Origin of the sequence: Chitinophaga dinghuensis (assembly GCF_003259435.1) — a bacterium.
GTDB classification, from domain to species: Bacteria; Bacteroidota; Bacteroidia; order Chitinophagales; family Chitinophagaceae; genus Chitinophaga; species Chitinophaga dinghuensis.
The window spans coordinates 368,811-387,151 of sequence record NZ_QLMA01000004.1; the positions used below are offsets into that span (position 1 = coordinate 368,811).

General features: G+C 46.2%; 13 protein-coding genes. 5 read left to right on the forward strand and 8 right to left on the reverse strand.

Going from position 1 to position 18,341, the window contains the following annotated elements; genetic code table 11:
- The first annotated feature begins 346 nt into the window (after window positions 1-346).
- From CLV59_RS13665 to CLV59_RS13680, 4 genes are read left to right on the forward strand one after another with little or no spacing between them, the layout of a single operon-like run.
- Window positions 347-3,736 (forward strand): response regulator, encoded by a 3,390-nt coding sequence (locus tag CLV59_RS13665; RefSeq protein WP_111592604.1) that lies wholly within the window; start codon window positions 347-349, stop codon window positions 3,734-3,736.
- Between the two features lie 7 nt (window positions 3,737-3,743).
- Complete coding sequence (locus CLV59_RS13670) at window positions 3,744-4,565, forward strand: CheR family methyltransferase (RefSeq protein WP_111592605.1); 822 nt, start codon at window positions 3,744-3,746, stop codon at window positions 4,563-4,565.
- A 3-nt stretch (window positions 4,566-4,568) separates the two neighbouring features.
- A complete protein-coding gene (locus CLV59_RS13675) occupies window positions 4,569-5,144 on the forward strand; it encodes a chemotaxis protein CheB (protein WP_111592606.1) in 576 nt (191 codons plus the stop codon).
- Window positions 5,145-5,156: 12 nt separating this feature from the next.
- Complete coding sequence (locus CLV59_RS13680) at window positions 5,157-6,254, forward strand: hybrid sensor histidine kinase/response regulator (protein ID WP_111592607.1); 1,098 nt, start codon at window positions 5,157-5,159, stop codon at window positions 6,252-6,254.
- Here the strand turns inward: CLV59_RS13680 and CLV59_RS13685 are convergent.
- Together CLV59_RS13685 and CLV59_RS13690 are read right to left on the reverse strand one after the other, a co-directional pair.
- A complete protein-coding gene (locus CLV59_RS13685) occupies window positions 6,251-7,102 on the reverse strand; it encodes a hypothetical protein (protein ID WP_111592608.1) in 852 nt (283 codons plus the stop codon). The genes CLV59_RS13680 and CLV59_RS13685 overlap by 4 nt on opposite strands.
- Before the next feature lie 27 nt (window positions 7,103-7,129).
- Window positions 7,130-7,930 carry an alpha/beta fold hydrolase gene (locus CLV59_RS13690; RefSeq protein WP_245950865.1) on the reverse strand — a complete coding sequence of 267 codons (801 nt, stop codon included), beginning with the start codon at window positions 7,928-7,930 and terminating at the stop codon, window positions 7,130-7,132.
- A gap of 205 nt (window positions 7,931-8,135) precedes the next feature.
- Here CLV59_RS13690 and CLV59_RS13695 point away from each other — a divergent pair, with 205 nt between their 5' ends.
- Complete coding sequence (locus tag CLV59_RS13695; protein ID WP_111592913.1) at window positions 8,136-8,780, forward strand: HAD family hydrolase; 645 nt, start codon at window positions 8,136-8,138, stop codon at window positions 8,778-8,780.
- A gap of 297 nt (window positions 8,781-9,077) precedes the next feature.
- On the opposite strand, the gene CLV59_RS13700 is transcribed toward CLV59_RS13695, so the two are convergent.
- The 6 genes from CLV59_RS13700 to CLV59_RS13725 all read right to left on the reverse strand — a co-directional run bounded on the left by CLV59_RS13700 (window position 9,078) and on the right by CLV59_RS13725 (window position 18,306).
- Window positions 9,078-10,922, reverse strand: coding sequence for an alkaline phosphatase (locus CLV59_RS13700; protein WP_111592610.1), 1,845 nt, complete (start codon window positions 10,920-10,922; stop codon window positions 9,078-9,080).
- Window positions 10,923-11,007: 85 nt separating this feature from the next.
- Window positions 11,008-12,522, reverse strand: a complete 1,515-nt coding sequence (locus CLV59_RS13705; RefSeq protein WP_111592611.1) for a RagB/SusD family nutrient uptake outer membrane protein — start codon at window positions 12,520-12,522, stop codon at window positions 11,008-11,010.
- A gap of 18 nt (window positions 12,523-12,540) precedes the next feature.
- Window positions 12,541-15,939 carry a TonB-dependent receptor gene (locus CLV59_RS13710; protein ID WP_111592612.1) on the reverse strand — a complete coding sequence of 1,133 codons (3,399 nt, stop codon included), beginning with the start codon at window positions 15,937-15,939 and terminating at the stop codon, window positions 12,541-12,543.
- A 30-nt stretch (window positions 15,940-15,969) separates the two neighbouring features.
- Window positions 15,970-16,905 carry a FecR family protein gene (locus CLV59_RS13715; RefSeq protein WP_111592613.1) on the reverse strand — a complete coding sequence of 312 codons (936 nt, stop codon included), beginning with the start codon at window positions 16,903-16,905 and terminating at the stop codon, window positions 15,970-15,972.
- A 193-nt stretch (window positions 16,906-17,098) separates the two neighbouring features.
- Complete coding sequence (locus CLV59_RS13720) at window positions 17,099-17,650, reverse strand: RNA polymerase sigma factor (protein WP_111592614.1); 552 nt, start codon at window positions 17,648-17,650, stop codon at window positions 17,099-17,101.
- Between the two features lie 83 nt (window positions 17,651-17,733).
- Window positions 17,734-18,306, reverse strand: a complete 573-nt coding sequence (locus CLV59_RS13725; protein WP_111592615.1) for an RBBP9/YdeN family alpha/beta hydrolase — start codon at window positions 18,304-18,306, stop codon at window positions 17,734-17,736.
- Window positions 18,307-18,341 lie beyond the last annotated feature (35 nt).

Below are 18,341 nucleotides of genomic sequence, written 5' to 3' on the forward strand. Positions count from 1 at the left end.
TTAACCGGAGATAACAAACGATATATATGCTTGTTCACTTCCGGTAGTTTCAGAATCGGATTAATATTCGGCAGGTACTTTCAGGGATAGTATGAAAACTAAAATTGGTTGTTTCAAAAGAGAAATGATAAAACTTATTATTTGTATATATGTTAGTATATACGATCAAGAGCTGACCAGCGTTTCACTGACAAACCGCTTTTTTCCAGGGAAGAGTTAAATACACATGGTATATCCGTTGAATATGAGCAACTTTTGATATTTTAATCGAAATTATAGAATATTCCTGAATTGCCTATCTTTCTACTCGGAAATAATTCATTTTTATATATCGAAGATAGTTAATATGAAGATCTCACTGGTAAATAGGTTGTACATCGGTTTCGCGCTGGTAGTGATTTTGGTGGTCCTCGGCGGATATCTCACGCTGAGATCCTTCCAGCAACAGAAGGCGGAATCCCGTTGGGTACAACATACCTACAAAGTGCTGAATCAACTGGAACGTGTGAACCGCCTGGTGCTCGACATGGCGGCTGCCCGTCGTGGCTTCAGAGGTACTTTCGAGAGAAGATTTCTTCAGCCCTACGAAGTAGACCTTCCCAAAATAGGCCCTGCCATTACCGTTCTTCGTACCCTCGTTTCCGATAACGCCCACGAAGAACGTTTAGTAGATACCCTGGAAAACAATATCAATGAAGTGCTCAGTTTCTGGAATACCAATGATCATCGTATCTGGAAACAGACCTTCGAAGAAAATGCACATATAACAGATCAGGAAGTAGGCCTGCTGAATGATATCCGCTCCATTATCATCGTGATACGCAATGAGGAACAACGACTACTCATCGCCCGCGAAGCGGAAAATGAAAGCTCGGCAGCCAGGTCAAAGAGCATCCTCATTTGGAATAACATATTTATCCTCGCCGTCGGTTTTGTATTGATAATCATCACTTACCGGGAGTTCAAAAGAAGGCTGCTGGTACAGCAATCCTTAAACCATAAGCTGGACGAGGTCGTGGAACTCAATAATCAGGCCAACCAACGTAACTGGAAACTGGTAGGATTAGATCAACTCAACTCCAGCCTGCAGGGAATCATCGATGTAAAGCAGCTGGCCGAGAAGTGCCTGAGAGAATTAGTAACGTACGGACAATTCGCTGCCGGGGCATTTTATACACTGGATGAGAAAAATCATCAACTACGTTTAGCCGCTGCCGTTGCTATGCCCGCTAATACGCCCACCAGTCTCGCCATTGGAGAAGGACTGTTAGGACAAACAGCACTGGAGAAAGAAATTCGCATCTACTCCGATCTGCCGGAAGATTACTGGAAGATTAAATCTGCTGCCGGCTATGGAAACCCTAAGCAACTGTTATTGATTCCGCTTCGGATGGACAGCGAACTAACCGGTATCATTGAACTGGCTTCTTTCAAAGAGGTAGCCACCGTACAGCTGGAATTACTGCAAACGCAGTCCAGCGACATCGCTGTGGCGCTGAACGCTGCCATGAGCAGGGAAAAAGTATTGGAGCTGCTGCAACAAGTACAGGAACAAAGAGAGGTCTTGTTGAACCAACAGGAAGAATTGCGTCAGTCCAATGATGAATTGAGTCGCCAATCAGAAGTACTCCAGGCATCCGAAGAAGAATTACGCGTACAAGAAGAGGAACTGCGGCAAGTGAATGCGGAAATGCTGGTGAAAAATAAAGCCCTGGAAATGGCCAGAGAAGCCCTTTCCGTAAAAGCTGCTGAACTGGAAGCCAGCAGTCGATATAAATCTGATTTCCTCGCCAACATGTCGCATGAACTGAGAACGCCCCTGAACAGCGTGCTCATTCTTGCGAAAATGCTGGAAGAAAATAAAGACCAGAACCTGACCCGCCGCCAGATTGAATATGCCGGTATCATCCATAAATCAGGCTCGGATCTGCTACGCCTGATCAATGATATCCTGGACCTTTCCAAAATCGAAGCAGGGAAAGTGGATCTTCATATTGAAAATGCGTCGGTAGCTAGTATACAACAGGATGTATATGATCTGTTCCATATCGTAGCGCAACAGAAAAATATCCGCTTCATTGAAAAGATAGGCCTGGATGTGCCAGCCTTCATTCATACAGATCGCCAGCGCCTGGAACAAGTTATCCGTAACCTGCTGTCCAACGCATTTAAATTTACCCCGGAGAAAGGGACCGTCAGTATCATCTGGGAAATGGAGGGCGATCAAATTCGTGTAACCGTTGCCGATAGTGGCCTGGGAATTCCGGAGGATAAACAACAATTGATATTCGAAGCCTTCCAGCAAGCTGATGGCTCTACCAGCCGCCGCTTCGGCGGTACCGGGCTTGGACTGTCTATCTCCCGCCAGATTATGTTGCTCCTTCAGGGACAAATTCTCCTGGATAGCAGTTCAGACGAAGGCAGTAGCTTCTCTATTATTTTCCCTGCAAATATCGATACGTCTGTAGCCGCCCGTAAAGCGCTCAGAAATATAAACGCCATCACTGCTCCTGTATTGTCGCCTGTTACACCGGAAGACGATCGTGGTAATATCTCCGGAAAAGATAAACTGATCCTCATTATTGAAGATGAAACCTGGTTTGCAGATACGCTCCGCGATGTAGCCAGAAGAAAAGGATTCAAAACAATACTTGCCCACAACGGCCAGGATGGACTTACATTGGCAAGGCAATATAAACCGGTGGCTATCATACTGGATATGAACCTCCCGGTAATTGATGGCGAAAGCATTCTCAAAATCATCCGTAGCACAGATGAACTTAAAGAAACGCTGGTGCATGTCGTCTCCGCAGCTGAAATTTCTGCTAATACAGCCAGTAACATCAACGGCTATACGCAGAAGCCGCTGCAACAACCGGATCTGGACCAGATATTCCTGGATATCGGCCAACAGCTGCATTCCCGGCTGAAAAAAGTATTGCTGATTGCCGCAGGTCCGTTGGCGCAAGATCCGGAAATCCGTTTCAAAACGGAACAACGAAATATGGAAACCTGGTATGATCAGGTGGCTTCCATCGCAGATGCAAAAGAATACCTTGCCGCCAGCAATTACGATGGCGTTATCATAGAACTGGGCCACGATATGGAACTTGCCATGGGCAATCTGCAACAACTGGCAACATTAACAGCCGGTAGTTCCACACCCATCATTGCTTATCTGGACAAAGACATCAGTATGGCGGAAGAAGCGCAATTGAAAAAATATGCGGCTGCTATTGTCAGAAGTTCCGCTTTGGCCACAGACCGACTCCTGGATGAGCTGGAACTCTTCCTATATAAACTGGAAAAAGTGGAGCCTGGTAAACTGGAAACGATGAAGGATATCCAGGATATGGAGAACATCCTGGAAGGAAAAATCATACTGCTGGTAGACGACGATATGCGCAATGTATTCTCCATCAGTGCGCTGCTGGAAAGTCATGGTGTGAATGTACTCGCTGCCGCTGATGGCCAGGAAGCATTGGATATGCTGGATGAACATCCGGACACCAATCTTGTTTTAATGGATATTATGATGCCAGGTATGAATGGGTATGATGCCATGATTAATATTCGTAAGGATAAACGTTTTTCTCAGTTGCCCATTATCGCGCTCACAGCCAAAGCGATGGCGGAGGACAGACAGAGAACAATAGAGGCAGGGGCTTCAGACTATATTACCAAACCTGTAGACGGGATCAAACTGCTTTCATTAATCCGCGTATGGTTGTCGTAATAATTTTATGATAGAAGAAATCAGCAATACGGAACTTCAGGAGTTAATCTCGATTATCCAGCAGCAATATGGCTACGATTTCAGCGATTATGCCAAAGCATCTCTGAAACGCCGCTTTATCCGGTTTATGGGGCATGCACAACTAGGCCGGTTGCAGGATTTAAAGTTGCAGCTACTTACAGATCCGGATTTTTTTAAGCGGATGGTGGAGTATATTACGGTGAATGTCACGGAGATGTTCCGGGATCCCCAGTTTTATCAGTTGCTGCGCGACGACGTGCTTCCCAGACTCGCTACCTATCCCATTATCAAAATCTGGCATGCTGGCTGTGCCACCGGCGAAGAGGTCTATTCAATGGCCATTATGCTGCAGGAGGCCGGGTTACTGGAAAGAAGTCGTATATACGCTACCGATATGAACGCGGCCAATCTCGAGAAGGCAAACACCGGTATAGTACCTATGCGCTGGATGAAAGATTATACCCATAATTATATACAATCCGGCGGATTGCATGATTTTTCCGACTACTATACCGCCCGTTATGATGCTGCCATCATCAATCCGGGACTGCGTAGGAATATTATTTTCTTTCAACATAATCTGGTGACGGATCATGTTTTTAACGAATTTCAACTCATCTGTTGCAGGAATGTATTTATTTACTTTAACCGGACACTGCAGGAAAGAGTGGTAACGCTTTTCTACGACAGCCTGGCGCCAAGAGGATATCTTGCCCTGGGAATGAAAGAATCATTGTTATTTAGCAAAGAGAGAAAGAAATTTGAGGTGATAAATGGTCCGAATAAAATTTTCAGGCGTAAATTTTAGTGCTTGCAATCATCAACCAGATTTGATATTATCGCAATTGGAGGATCTGCCGGAAGCTTGGCGGTAGTAGCGCGACTACTTAAGTCGCTTCCAGGGGAGATGAATATCCCGGTGGTGCTCATCATGCACCGGCTGAAAAATGTCAGTAGCGAGTTAAATCGGTTACTGGCTTTTGGCAGGCCCATTCAGGAGCCGGAAGATAAACAGCGAATGGAATCAGGACATATATACCTGGCGCCGCAAAATTATCACCTGTTACTGGAATCGGATGGTACTTTTTCCCTGGATTACTCAGAGCTGGTGCATTATAGCAGACCAGCCATCGATGAAAGTTTTTTCAGCATTGCAGACGCATACGGACAACGTGCATTGGGTATCTTACTGAGTGGCGCCAGTGCAGATGGTGCAGAAGGACTGGCTCGAATAGTGAAGAGCGGAGGCATCGGTATCGTGCAAGACCCTGCAGAAGCGGAGTTTAGAATAATGCCACAGGCCGCAATAGATCTGTCTGCCAAAATCAACATCATGACAACGGATGAAATCATAACTTACATCCGTACGCAATACCATACCAAGTAAATCGAGAATGAAATGACGGAACCTTCCAAAAAAATTACCATCTTACTCGTGGATGATAAGCAGGAAAACCTGCTGTCGCTGGAAGATATGCTACAATCGACCAACAGGATTTTCCTCAAAGCTTCATCAGGCAATGAGGCCCTGAAACAGGCCCTGAAACACAATGATATTGGTCTCATTATGTTGGACGTACAAATGGGAGATATGGACGGTTACGAGGTAGCGCGTCTCCTTAAAACCAATCCCCGTACAAAAGACATTTCCATCATCTTCGTAACGGCCATCAACAAAGAAGAGCAGTATGTCCTCAAAGGTTTCAAGGAAGGAGCAGTGGATTACCTCTCTAAACCTCTGGACGTAGATATCTGCCGAGCCAAAGTGAATGTATTTGAGAAATTATACTACTATCAGAATGACCTGAAAGTAGCCCTCCAGGAAAAGGAGAAAATCAATAAACAACTGGAGCGCTTCATGTATGTTGTGGCGCATGACCTGAAATCTCCGCTCAACGGGGCTATCGGCCTGCTTACCCTCATTGCCGACGATGAGCGGATCAAAAAAGAGCCAGACCTGAATGAATACATGGACATCGTCCTGAATGCCACCAACCACCTCACCGGTATGATTACCAGCGTGCTGGATTATACCCTGAAAAACGATGAAGAGACTCTCAAAGAAGAGGTGGATGTAAAGCAGTTACTCCAGCAATTAACGCTGTTGCTGTTCCTGCCTAAAACTGTGCAGGTACACTATGATACGGATATGCCTGTCTTATTTACTAACCGACTGAAATTGCAACAGGTATTTCAGAACCTGATTGCCAATGCCATCAAACACAATGATAAGGAGAGGGTGGAAATCCATCTGGGAGGCCAGGATTCAGCACGGGAGGATTTCTACGAATTCTATGTAGAGGATAACGGGCCTGGTATTGCATCCAGGGATACGGATCGAATTTTCCGCCTGTTTGAAAAAGGAGACGGCGGTACCGGAAGTGGTATCGGCCTGAATATTTTTAAAATGCTGGTGGAGGAACAGGGCGGAAAGGTTTGGGTAGACTCCAAACCCGGTGAAGGCAGCCGTTTCTATTTTCAGTGGAGCAGGAACTAACCTTGCTTTTTCTCAAATATCCATAATCTACCACTGACCTGCTGGCTCAACACCGGCAAGCAGGTTACGTTATAGCTCATCTCTTCCGGAGAGGCGAACTTCCATTCCCAGGAGGTAATGCTATTTTGTTGCGAAGAAAAGAGTCGCATTGCTTCCTGGTAAATCTCTGCTGCATTGGTGGTTTTGCTGCGCAGTTGCAGCATGGCATCGGATAGAATGGCTGGCAGCTGTTCTCCGGGGCCGGAAAGATGCAATAGTTCGGCCGCAGGTTGGTTTACCCAACCGGAAAAACCGTCGTTGTTAATGAAAATAAGGGCATGTGGAATGGTATGCATAATAGCTGCATACCTGGAAGCCACTTTCTGAAAGTGTTGCTGCTGCTGGGAATAAGTAAGGATTTCTTTCAGGCGGAGGCGGATGGTTTCCACACATTCCTGGAAAGAGTTATTGAAAGTCATCGGTTCACTCCAGCCCATGAGAATAATACTGTTCGTAGGTTCAGTGGCTAAGGGGATGATGATCGCCGATGAGAATGCCTGCAGCAGGTCTTTCAATGCATGACCTGCAGTAGGGATAGATTGCCAGTAAATGGTTTTGAAACCGTTGCTATAGAGTAGTTTTCTGATAGGTTCCGGGTCCAGCACCATGTCGTCCAGATAGGTAGGGGAGGCGTTCTTTACCCTGGCAGTAGATTCATCTTCAAATTCTATCTGCAACGTGATATTTGTCTGAAATAAATTCTTCAGCAGGTTGATGCTGAAGGTCAGAAAGGAGGAAATATGTTTGTCCTTGTCCCATCTGCTTGTCTGATTAATAAAACTTAGCGCTTTACTTTCCCAACTAGTCACACTTTTAGGTTGAAGGATGAATAAAATCTATAAAAAGGACTGCATGCCGCTGATGACTTCCTCTGGCGCGCTGATTTGCGGGAAATGCCCGGTGGTATATACTTTCACCCTTGTGCTGTAAGGGATATTGCTTTCCAGATAATCGCTGACTGCTGCCGGAACGGCGATATCGTCGGCGGTTTGTAGTATCAGTACAGGAATATTTACATTTTTAAGTACATGTCTGTGATCCAGTTGGAATATAGACCTTGCTACTGCTACTGCAATATCAGCCCTAATGGCTTGCAGGGAGTTGGCAAAAGCTGCGGATAATTCCGGCCGGCCTGGCTGGTTCATAGCCATGGTGGCGAAACCGGCGGCCCATGCATGGAAATTACTTTCCATAGCGTCGTAGAAGCCGTTCAGTGCTGGCTGATCAAAACCGCCAATATAATCCAGGGATGGATCGTCCAGGTAGCGGGGACTGGAGCCAATCATGACCAGTCGTTCAAAGATCCCCGGATGACGCAAGCTGGCCAGTAAGCCAATCATGCCGCTCACACTATGCCCCACATAGATGATATCTTTCAAGTTCAGGGCAGCTATCAATTCTGTCAGATCTGTCACATAGCCGTCTATAGTGGCGTAGCGATGAAAACTGAATGCATTGATATCCGACATTCCTCCGCCAACATTATCGTACAACACGATTTTGAAATCGCTTGCAAAAGCTGGTATAATATATTGAAAACAGGTCTGGTCAAGACCGAATCCGTGTCCGAAAATCAACGTCTTTGGGGATTCCAGGTTTCCAACGATATGTATATTATGCTTTTGGAATATATCCATCATGATTATTTTACAGGGTATCAGGTTTTCCTCAGGTATCAAATATAAATAATAAACGCTTACCTTGCGCCCGAAAAAAAACCGCGCCTGTTGCAGCAGACACGGTCAAATGGATCATACAATTTCTTGTATGCATTTAGTTAACACTAAAATCAGTCCTAATATACATTTTTTTATTGTAGAACGAAACCGTTATCACAGAAAGATGGCATTTATTTTTGACATGAACGGTACCATGATCGACGACATGGCGTTTCACCTGGAAGGCTGGTATAATAAGCTGAATGAGCTGGGAGCTGGGCTGACCAAGGAAGAAGTACGGTCCCATATGTACGGGAAAAATGAGGAATTGCTGGAGAGAATCTTCGGAAAAGGCCATTTTACCACTGAACAAATGGCTACCTATGCCCGTCAGAAGGAGGAAATCTATCAGGCAGCCTTCCTGCCGCATCTGCAATTGATAGCAGGATTACCCACATTCCTGGAAAAAGCTGCTGCCAGCCATATTCCCATGGCCCTCGGCACTGCTGCAGACAAATTCAATGTGGATTATGTACTGGATAACCTGAATATCCGCCACTATTTCCAGGCAATCGTGGGTGCGGAAGATGTAAGCTCCAGTAAGCCCGACCCGGAAGTATTCCTGAAAGCCGCAACTGCACTGGGCGTGGCGCCAGAAACCTGCATCGTGTTTGAAGACGCGCCTAAAGGAGTTGAAGCAGCCGCCAATGCAGGTATGAAAGCAGTCGTAATCACCACGATGCATACCCGTAGCGAGTTTGATCAATATGATAATATAATTGCATTTATCGCGGACTACAACGACCCGGTACTGCAAACGCTCGTATAGTATATTTTTTCTCGCAAAGAGCGAGTAAATAAGCTCGCAAAGCAGCAAAAGCAGCAATGCAGCAAAGACATACGTTTGCTGTTTTAAGCTCGCAAAGCAGCAAAAGCAGCAAAACAGCAAAGACATACGTTTGCGGTTTAAGCTCGCAAAGCGGCATGAGTAGCAAAGCAGCAAAGACATACGTTTGTCGTTAATTCAATAATTAATAACAAAACGTGAATTAGTATTTAATACAATTACTATATAATCCTTTGCTGCATTGCTGCTTATGCTGCTTTGCGAGAAAAAAAACAAACGCTACTTCCCGCTCATCCGGAAACACTCCAGTATCTTACTGTAAATAGTATTGTTTTCGTACACCCCTCTGAAAAGCTGGGAATTAGGCCCGTAAGCAAATACCATAACGGGAATGCCTGTATGATCATTGGTGGCAAAATGACCCCGTAGCCAACCCTGACTGATATCTCCGTCCATGAGGGCCAGTCCGCTGGTTTCATGATCTGCCGTCACGATAATGGTGGTTTGTTTGTCTTTGTCTGCAAACGCCATCGCCTCGCCAATAGCATCATCAAAATCCAGCATTTCCCGCACCAGGTAATCCAGATTATTGAAATGACCGCCATGATCTATTCTGGACCCCTCTACCATCAGGAAGAAGCCCTTGCCGCCAGCATTCAGTTGCTGTAACGCTTTTTTCAGGGATTGCTTCAGATAATCTCCACGACCTTGCTGCATGGAGTTCACCACTTTATTACTCAATATTACCAGGGTACGATTGCCTGTGAGCGGGTTCCACTGCAACTGATCGGTGATCAGTATACCTTTGGCAGCCAGGGAATCTCTCCATCGCGCAGCAGTTTCCTGCTCCAACTCTTCTTTTCCTCCGCCCACAGCCAGCGATAGCTTGCTGTCGGCCAGCTGGTGAAAGAGGGTGCGACTACTATCCCTGTCTTCCGTATGGCCATAGAAGGCAGCAGGGGTAGCGCCAGTAATCTCTTCGGTGACCAGTACGCCACTGCGGATACCGGCAGGCGCAAGGATTTCGGGGAGCACGGGAATGGCGACATAAGTATTATCCATCCCAATTTCCCGGTTATTCGTTTTTTTACCACTGCCCATAGCAGTGCCACCAGCAGCACTATCGGTATGGTAGTTATCGGACGATTGCGTTTTGGACAAGCCTAATTGCTTCATCCGGAAGATATTCAGATCTCCTTTGTTGGCGGTATAGCCGGCATACATTTGTGCCAGACCAGTACCATCGCCAATGAAAAGGATCACATTTTTCGATTTAATATTTGTGGCGTCACTGACGTAAGTAGGCGTATACACCGGATGCACAGGCAGATTGCCCGTGTAATTCATGGTAGTATGGTTCATCACATTATATATCTCTGCCGGATGATCTGTGCCAATGATATCCACACCCAGGTCCATCAGCTTGTACCAGGCACTCCTGGTATCCGGGGCGCCCCAGAATCGGAAGTTAAACCCTCGTTCATGGACTTTGTCTACCACCTGTTTTACTGCCTTAAACTCAGCAGGGGTAAGGGTTCCTTTCCCATTCCATTTTGAATATTTTTCAAAATCTACACTCAGCATGGCTATTCTTTTAGCCGCAGCAGGCGTGTAAGTGCTGTCTGGCCGGCCATCGAACCAAAACATGTTATCGTAGGCAGACCAGGTATTCATATCTGGGAGGTTCCCAGATAACACGATACGCACCGCATTGGGATACTGCGTACGGTCAAAGTAATGATGATACGGCTGCAGTAATTGCTGTAATGCCTTGATAGTTGGAACAGCGTCTGTTTTCACATCTATCAGTAGTTGCATCGGTTCATTGCCCGGATATGGTTTGTCGTTATTGAGAGAGAACTGTCTGATAACCGGTTTGATATAAAGCGCTTCCAGTGTACGTTCTGGCTTGATATCTTTTTCGTCATGGGCTACATAGAGGATTCCGTCTTTCAGGTGTATGTCTGCTTCAATAGAGCCGAAGCGTAAAGAGGCAGCTTCATAGAAAGGCATGCTGCGCTCATAGTCGTTGTGAGAGTGTACCTGCGCCATCGTATACACTTTCGTTTGTGCGTTCAGGTGAGTAGCGAGCAGGCAGATCGGAATAAGCAAAGTTTTTTTCACTGATATCTTATTAAGAAATGACCCCTTACCGGGAGCTGGTGTACAGCTATTGGTAAGGGGTCAGGGTTATAAAAAGGAGGCAGTATTACCAGCCTTGGTTCTGTTGGATTTTACCACCGCTGGCGTCAATTTCGCGCTGTGGTACCGGCCATACGTTGTGTACATCCGGATTGAATTTGCGGGCAGGCCAGATTACTTTTGTAGGATCATATCCATGCAAAGGTTTAGCATAGGCAGCCTGTGCATCACCCCATCTTACCAGGTCGTGGTGACGGTCGGCCCATTCGCCAGCCAGCTCCATTCTTCTTTCGTGTTTCAGGTCTGTCATCGTAGCGCCTGAAATAGGGTTCAGTCCTGCGCGTTTGCGAATCAGGTTGATTTCAGCATCTGCATTCTTACCCTGCATCAGTTTAGCTTCCGCTTTGATCAGAATTACCTCTGCATAACGCAGTAATGGAGGATTCAGCGCAGTGGTAGGATGGTCGCCACTAGGACTCAGATAAGTACCGATAGGTTTATCATAGCCAAATGGTTCCATGTACTTGCGGAACTGATAGCCACTGGTACTGTTGGTGGTGCTATAAGTTTTCATAGCGCCGAAATATTTGAACTGATCTCCTGGTTGCAGAATAGTAGCTGCTTTACGAAGATCTCCTGATTCATATTCATCTACCAGCTCTCTCGTTGGCATGTAATAACCCCAGCCATTGTAAGCGCCCCAGCCGGTCAGTTCCAGCATTACGCCTGGCAGGATACTGCCCCAGCCGCTGGTACCAGCAGCAGTGCTGTACGCAGACCAGATATATTCAGATGTCCAGTTGTTAGCAATAGTGAATACATCTGCGAAGTTAGGCAGCAGCGCATGTTTGCCACTCAGGATAACAGAATCTGCATAGCTTTCTGCATTGGCATAATCCTTTTTATAGAGATATGTTTTTGCCAGATATGCCAGGGCAGCCGTTCTGTGAGCATGACCATAATCTGCCGGTTTATAGGTATCAAAGTTTGGCAGCAGGGAAGCGGCACGCTTCAGATCAGAGACTACTGAATCGTAGTTCACATTTACGTTGGCCGCTCTTGGTACTACCGCGCCAGGAGTAGGCGTGTATTTGTTAACGATAGGTATGCCTGCACGATCATTACCATAGTTATAAGCCAGTTGATAGTACATCAGTCCGCTCAGGAAATAAGCTTCACCAAGATAACGATTTTTCAGACTCTCATCCATCTTGATGGCTGGTACGTTCCTTAAGATATCGTTGGCACGTTTGATAACGATATAACGTAAAGACCATTGACCTTCTGTATAGCTACCACCAATAAACGAAGAGTTGAAGTTCTTGATGTTTTCGGCTTCCGGTTTACCACGACCTACCACCATGTCATCGCTGGCATCAATGAACCAGAAAACGCCGCGTCCATAGAAGTTTTCATCATCAAATGGTTCGTACATGGCATTTACGCCACTGATAGCGTCTTTGGATGTTTGCCAGAAATTACCGAGAGAAGGAGAGCCTTCCGGCGCTACATCCAGCTTTTTATTGCAGGCAGTGAAGCTGAGTCCTGCCAGTATGGAGAAAGCGTATATTGTCTTTTTCATAATAATGTCTGCTTAATTTTAGAAATTCAGATTCAGACCAGCGATAAATCCTCTTGCCTGTGGATAGCGACCGAGATCGATACCATAGGTGTCAGTACCTACTTCAGGGTCCATGCCACTATATTTGGTAAAGGTGAACAGGTTGTTACCGGTTACGAATACACGTAATTTGTTGATGTGGTAACGTTCAGTCAGCTTATCAGGCAGGGTATAACCCAGGGTGATATTTTTGATACGCATGTAAGAACCATTTTCCAGGTACCAATCTGAGGTAGTACCGAAGTTTCCGTTAGGATCAGAGATAGATACTCTTGGAATATTGGTATTGGTGTTCGTCGGCGTCCATGCATTCTTAACATCTGCCAGCAGGTTGTAACCCTGGCTGGTTACCATTGGAGCAAGACCGGTGTATTTCAGGGCATTGAAGATTTTATTGCCTTGTACGCCTTGCAGGAAGATGTTGATGTCAAACCCTTTATAACTTCCGTTGAAAGAGAAGCCATAGGTAAATTTAGGGAACGGAGTACCCATAAACTGACGGTCGGAGTTATTGATTTTACCATCGTTGTTGGCATCAATGAACTTCAGATCGCCAGGTTTTGCATTTGGCTGAATCTTGTTAACTGTACCGGTTTTAGGATCTGTCCAGGTATAGTCGTCAATTTCTTTCTGAGACTGGAAGATGCCGGCTGTTTTAACCAGGTAATAGGAGTACAGCGGCTGTCCTTCCTGAATACGAATAGGTGTGATGGAACTGCGGATATTGATATTAGAAGTATTGAGTACCTGATCGCCGAGGCCCAGACTTAACAGCTTATTGTTTACAGTGGCGAGGTTAGCGCTCACGCTGTATTGGAATTCGCTGCCTTGTTTGCTGTTGAAGGTAATACCCAGTTCAATACCATTATCTCTTACATCGCCCACGTTCATCCAGGTACCGTTAGGAACGCCATCCGTACTTAATGGTGGCTTCTGACGCAGCATCTTGATGGTATTCTTGATGTAGTAATCAGCTACGAGGTAAATTCTGTTGTCGAGTAAACCCAGATCCAGCCCAATATTGGTTTGTTTGGATTCAGCCCAGGTCAGATTTGGATTGGCCAGCGCCGTTTCTGCATATCCGTTGGAAACAGTTGGCGTAACGCCGAAATAGCTGGTTTTTTTATCCAGTAATGGATTTACCGCACCTACAGGTAATGAACCGAGGTTACCCAGCAAACCATTGCTGGCGCGGAGTTTCAGGTAAGAGAGGGTTTTGCCGGCAACGATATCTTTCATGAATCCTTCGTTAGACAGTACCCATCCTGCGGAAACAGAATAGTAGTTCTGATAACGGTTCTGCGGAGCAACAAGACTGCTACCATCACGTCTGCCTACAACAGACAACAGGTACTTTGCTTTATAGTCATAGTTCAAACGCGCGAAGAAAGACTCAATAGCTTGTTTGTCTCTGCCACCGAGGAATCCCAGTGGATCAACAGCAGCGCCATTTTGTGGATAGCGGAAAGCAGGTCTTTCATCGTTGAAGTTATTCACGAGCAGACTGAAATAATCCCGCTGAATTTGCTGGTAGCTGTAACCGCCAATTGCATTGAAATGATGATCATGCAGTTGTTTATCGTAGGTAAGCGTTTGTTCTGCCAGTACATCGTTGGTATTGCTGTTGGAGAGATACAGGTTATTGAAGTCGAATATCTTACCAATTTCCAGCACACGGGAAGTAAATGATTTGGTGTTATCAAACACCTTGTTGATGGCCAGGTTGGACTTGAAAGTCAGGTTAGCAGGGAGTTTTACTTCCACATATGGATTGATGAGGAGGTAGCTCTTTGGATTTTTGCTATCCAGACGTTGCAGGTAAGCCACTGGGTTGATCACATCGCCGTAAGCGCCTGCAAACTTCACCGGAAGGCCGCTGAAAGAACCATCTGGCTGATAAGGCGTAACGCTAGGTGTGTAATACAAAGCGGTTAAGATGGCGCCGGTATAGGCACTGGTGGTATTTGCGCCGTTACCATTAGAGTAAGCGTAAGAGAGGTTTTCACCGATCTTCAGCCATGGAGTCACCTGGTGGTCTGTGTTCAGACGGAAATTATATCTTTCGTTGAAGGTGTTTAACAGAATACCTTCTTGCTTGCGATAACCAAAGCCCATGAAGTATCTGGATTTATCATTACCACCATTCAGGTCCACATTGTATTCCTGCAGTTGCGCACGACGGGTGATGGCTTTCATCCAGTCGGTACGGGTTACATTACCATCGGGGTTTTGGGTTGGATCGTAGGCCGGGTTGCGGGTAACGCCTGCGTTGTCGTACGCCTGGTTCATTACATTGTTGAACTCAGCCGCATCGAGTACTTTCAGGGTTTTATATACTTGTTGTACGCCGAATTTTGCATCTGCGTTTACACTCATTCTGCCGGATTTACCTTTCTTGGTAGTGATCAGGATTACGCCACCAGAAGCTCTTGCGCCGTAAATGGCTGCAGCTGCATCTTTCAGCACAGTAATCGTTTCGATGTCGGCAGGATTAATCAATCCATTATAGATAGAACCATCTACAACATACAATGGATTCTCACCATTGATACCACCTGTACCACGGATATATACTTTAGGAGGAGAGGTAGGATCGCCGCCCTGGTTTTGTACCACTACGCCAGGTGCTTTACCCTGCATTGCTTCTTCCACACTGTTCACAGAACGGGAGTTAAGTTTGTCCAGTTTTACATCAGTGATAGCGGAAGAGATTTTAGTACGACTCTGAGAACCATAACCAACAACGAGTACCTGGCCCAGTTCGCGACTGTTTGTTGTCATTACCACCTGGAGGGGAGCGCCGTTGTAGGCAACTTCGGCTGTTTTATAACCTACCATGCTAACCGTCAGGATCACTTCTCCATCTGCGGATGCATTGATGGCAAAACGTCCGCTGGCATCAGTGATAGCGCCTTTGCTGGTACCTTTCACCAATACCACAGCGCCTGGCAGTGGTCCGTTAGCATCTGTAACGGTACCGGTTATCTTTTTTTCCTGTTGCAGGGAATTGTCGGCCCCAGCCTGATTTGCAGAGAAGATAACGATGGTTTGCTGACGCTCTTCATATTTCAGACCGGTGCTGCTCAGCAGGTCGGAAAGGATAGCGGCAACTGTTTCATTTTTCCAGGAATGCGGCGCTACATGTACAGTGGATAATGCACGCTGGTCATAAGAAATCCTGACACCAGCCTTCTTTTCCAAAGAGGCAATGGCTTGTGTAAGCGTGCCGTTTTTCACTTCCATGCCTGGTACTACGTTCTGTAACGCCTGGCTGAATGCCGAAAAGCTTTCAGTGAAAGGGATGGCGGCCAGCAATAGCATTAGCACAGGCTTTACCCTTTTAGGATGTTTGAGGTGATGACGCAATGATGGTTGCATAGTGTATTTTGTTAAATATGAATTGTCTGTTTATTGAATGGAATAATTTTTATGATCTGTAGTATGGAAATGCAGTTTTGGTGAGATGCTGATTTTGGAGATGATATCCAGTTTGTTCTGCAACGTCATTGCTTTGCTGAAATTGATGTTCAATCGGCATCGGGATATATCTGTTTCGCTATGGAATTGAATACCATAGTAGTTTTCCAGCTCCCAGAGTACTTGTTGCAGGGATACGTCGCTGAGTACAATTTCTCCGGTGGTCCAGCTGCTGATAGTAGTACTGTCTGTTTTGCTGTAAATAGCTTTCTCTGGTGTGATGAGTAATTGTTCGGTGGCATGGAGTACGCCCAGTACCTGTTTATTATCTGTTACCTGTACTTTACCGGTGGCCACGGCTACTCTCGCCGGCTGCCCTGTAATACTGGTAACGGAGAAGGCTGTACCGAGTACGTCTACACGCAGTTGCCCTGCCTCCACGAGGAAAGGATGCCGGCTATCCTGATGTACATCGAAATAGGCCTGCCCATATACTTTCACGGAGCGGTCGTGTTGATTGAAATTGCTGGCATATTCCAGGGTACTGGCAGCGTTTAGCCATACCAGTGAGCCATCTGGAAGCTGCACTTTTTTTACTTCCCTGAGTCCGGTACTGATTTTATTCCAGGCCAAAGTTTCCGTTTTCCGGGATGCCTGCTGATACTGCCAGTAAGAGAAGGCCAGTACCGGCAAAATAGCGGCGGCTGCCACCCAGCGTTTCCATTTATATAATGGTTTTACATTGTCAGCGTGAATATGTTTCAGCAATGTCTGCTTCACAGATTCCTGCATCTCCGGTGGAAGTGCTGCTGATGGCGTGGCGGCATGCATCTTGTCCATCCAGGCCATGAGTAATACAACTTCTTCCACGCTGCATTTACCCGCTCTATATTTGGCTATTAGCTGATATATGGCATTTTTTTCCAATAGTAAATCGATTTAGCTTTCTGCGCTGTTTAAAATGGTTTTTATAACTATATGTCACACGACACGAAGCGAATAACTATTGCTACGTCCGGCTTAACAATTTGGTAATACAGGTATAGGGAAGTAAAGGACAAAGAGATATCCGGCCCTTACTGACGTGTAAAGGCATTGGCAATGTGCAGTGGCTGTCTTCCTACAAGAGGAACGAGGCGATAGACCCTTTCAGCATCACTTTCAGTCTTTTGTTAGCGGTATTCAACTGGTTGCGTACAGTTTGCTCGGAGGCGCCCAGTGCAGCCGCAATCTCCGCGACACTCTGGTATTCGAATCTGCTCATATAAAATACCTGCCGTATCCTGGGCGGCAGTTCATTCAGATGTTGCATCAGCTCTTCATACATCTGTTTATAATACAGCTGGTCAGTACTGTTGGAGGTATGCTCCTGTAGTAACTGGGCAAAGCTGTGCTCATGTTTACTGCGTATATCTTCTTTACGCAGGGCATTGAGTATACGGAGGCGCAGGAGAAATAACAGGAAGGCTTTTATTTCCTGTGGCACTGGCAAAGCTTCTCGTTTCTCCCATAATTCGAGGAAGAAGTTCTGTAATACATCCTTGGCCATGGCATCATCATGTAAGATGCTACAGGCATAGTGCATCAGCATGTTCCAGTGTTCCTGGAAAATCTGCTCAAATGCATTGGTATCGCCCTTCTGAAATCGTTCCCACATCAGTGTTTCTGGCATACTGTCCTTGACAAGTGAAAGTAAATACTTAAAGTTGGATGTGCAGGGCCAAAGGTAAGATGTATGTTACCTTGCCATGGATGTCACTGGTTTATCTTTGTGTTAATTGTTTCGGGAATGGCCAGCTTGCCCGTCAAATCCTGCAACAACTGCAGGCCGTTATGCCATTCGCCCAATTTGGAATCTGCATTGATATGACCGGCTGCTCCCAGGTTGATAAAACGACTCCCCCAGGATGCGGCAAAATAGGTGGCCCTGTCCAACGTACAATATTCATCGTTGGTGCTGCCTACCAAAATACTTCTGAAAGGTAATCTTGCATTGGGGACGGGCTCAAATCCGGCGGCTGTTTTGGGGAAATGGGACCCATGCGGATCTGCCGGGGCTACCAGCAAAGCGCCTGCAATCGTGCGCTTGGTTTGCTGTGCCCAATGGGCTACTGCCAGGCAGGCAAGACTATGCGCTGCAATGACTACACCCGGACCAGCAGCGGCTACTTCCCGTTCTATATGCATGACCCAGGCAGTGCATACAGGGGCATCCCAGGAGGATTGCTCTATTCTTTTAGTGGCAGGAACAAGCTGTTCCCACAGTGTTTGCCAGTGTGCAGGACCTGAATTACCCAGGCCTGGCGCAGTCAGAACCTTAATCTCCATAGTCAGATATGCTGGTTTGATAGGAAAGATAATAA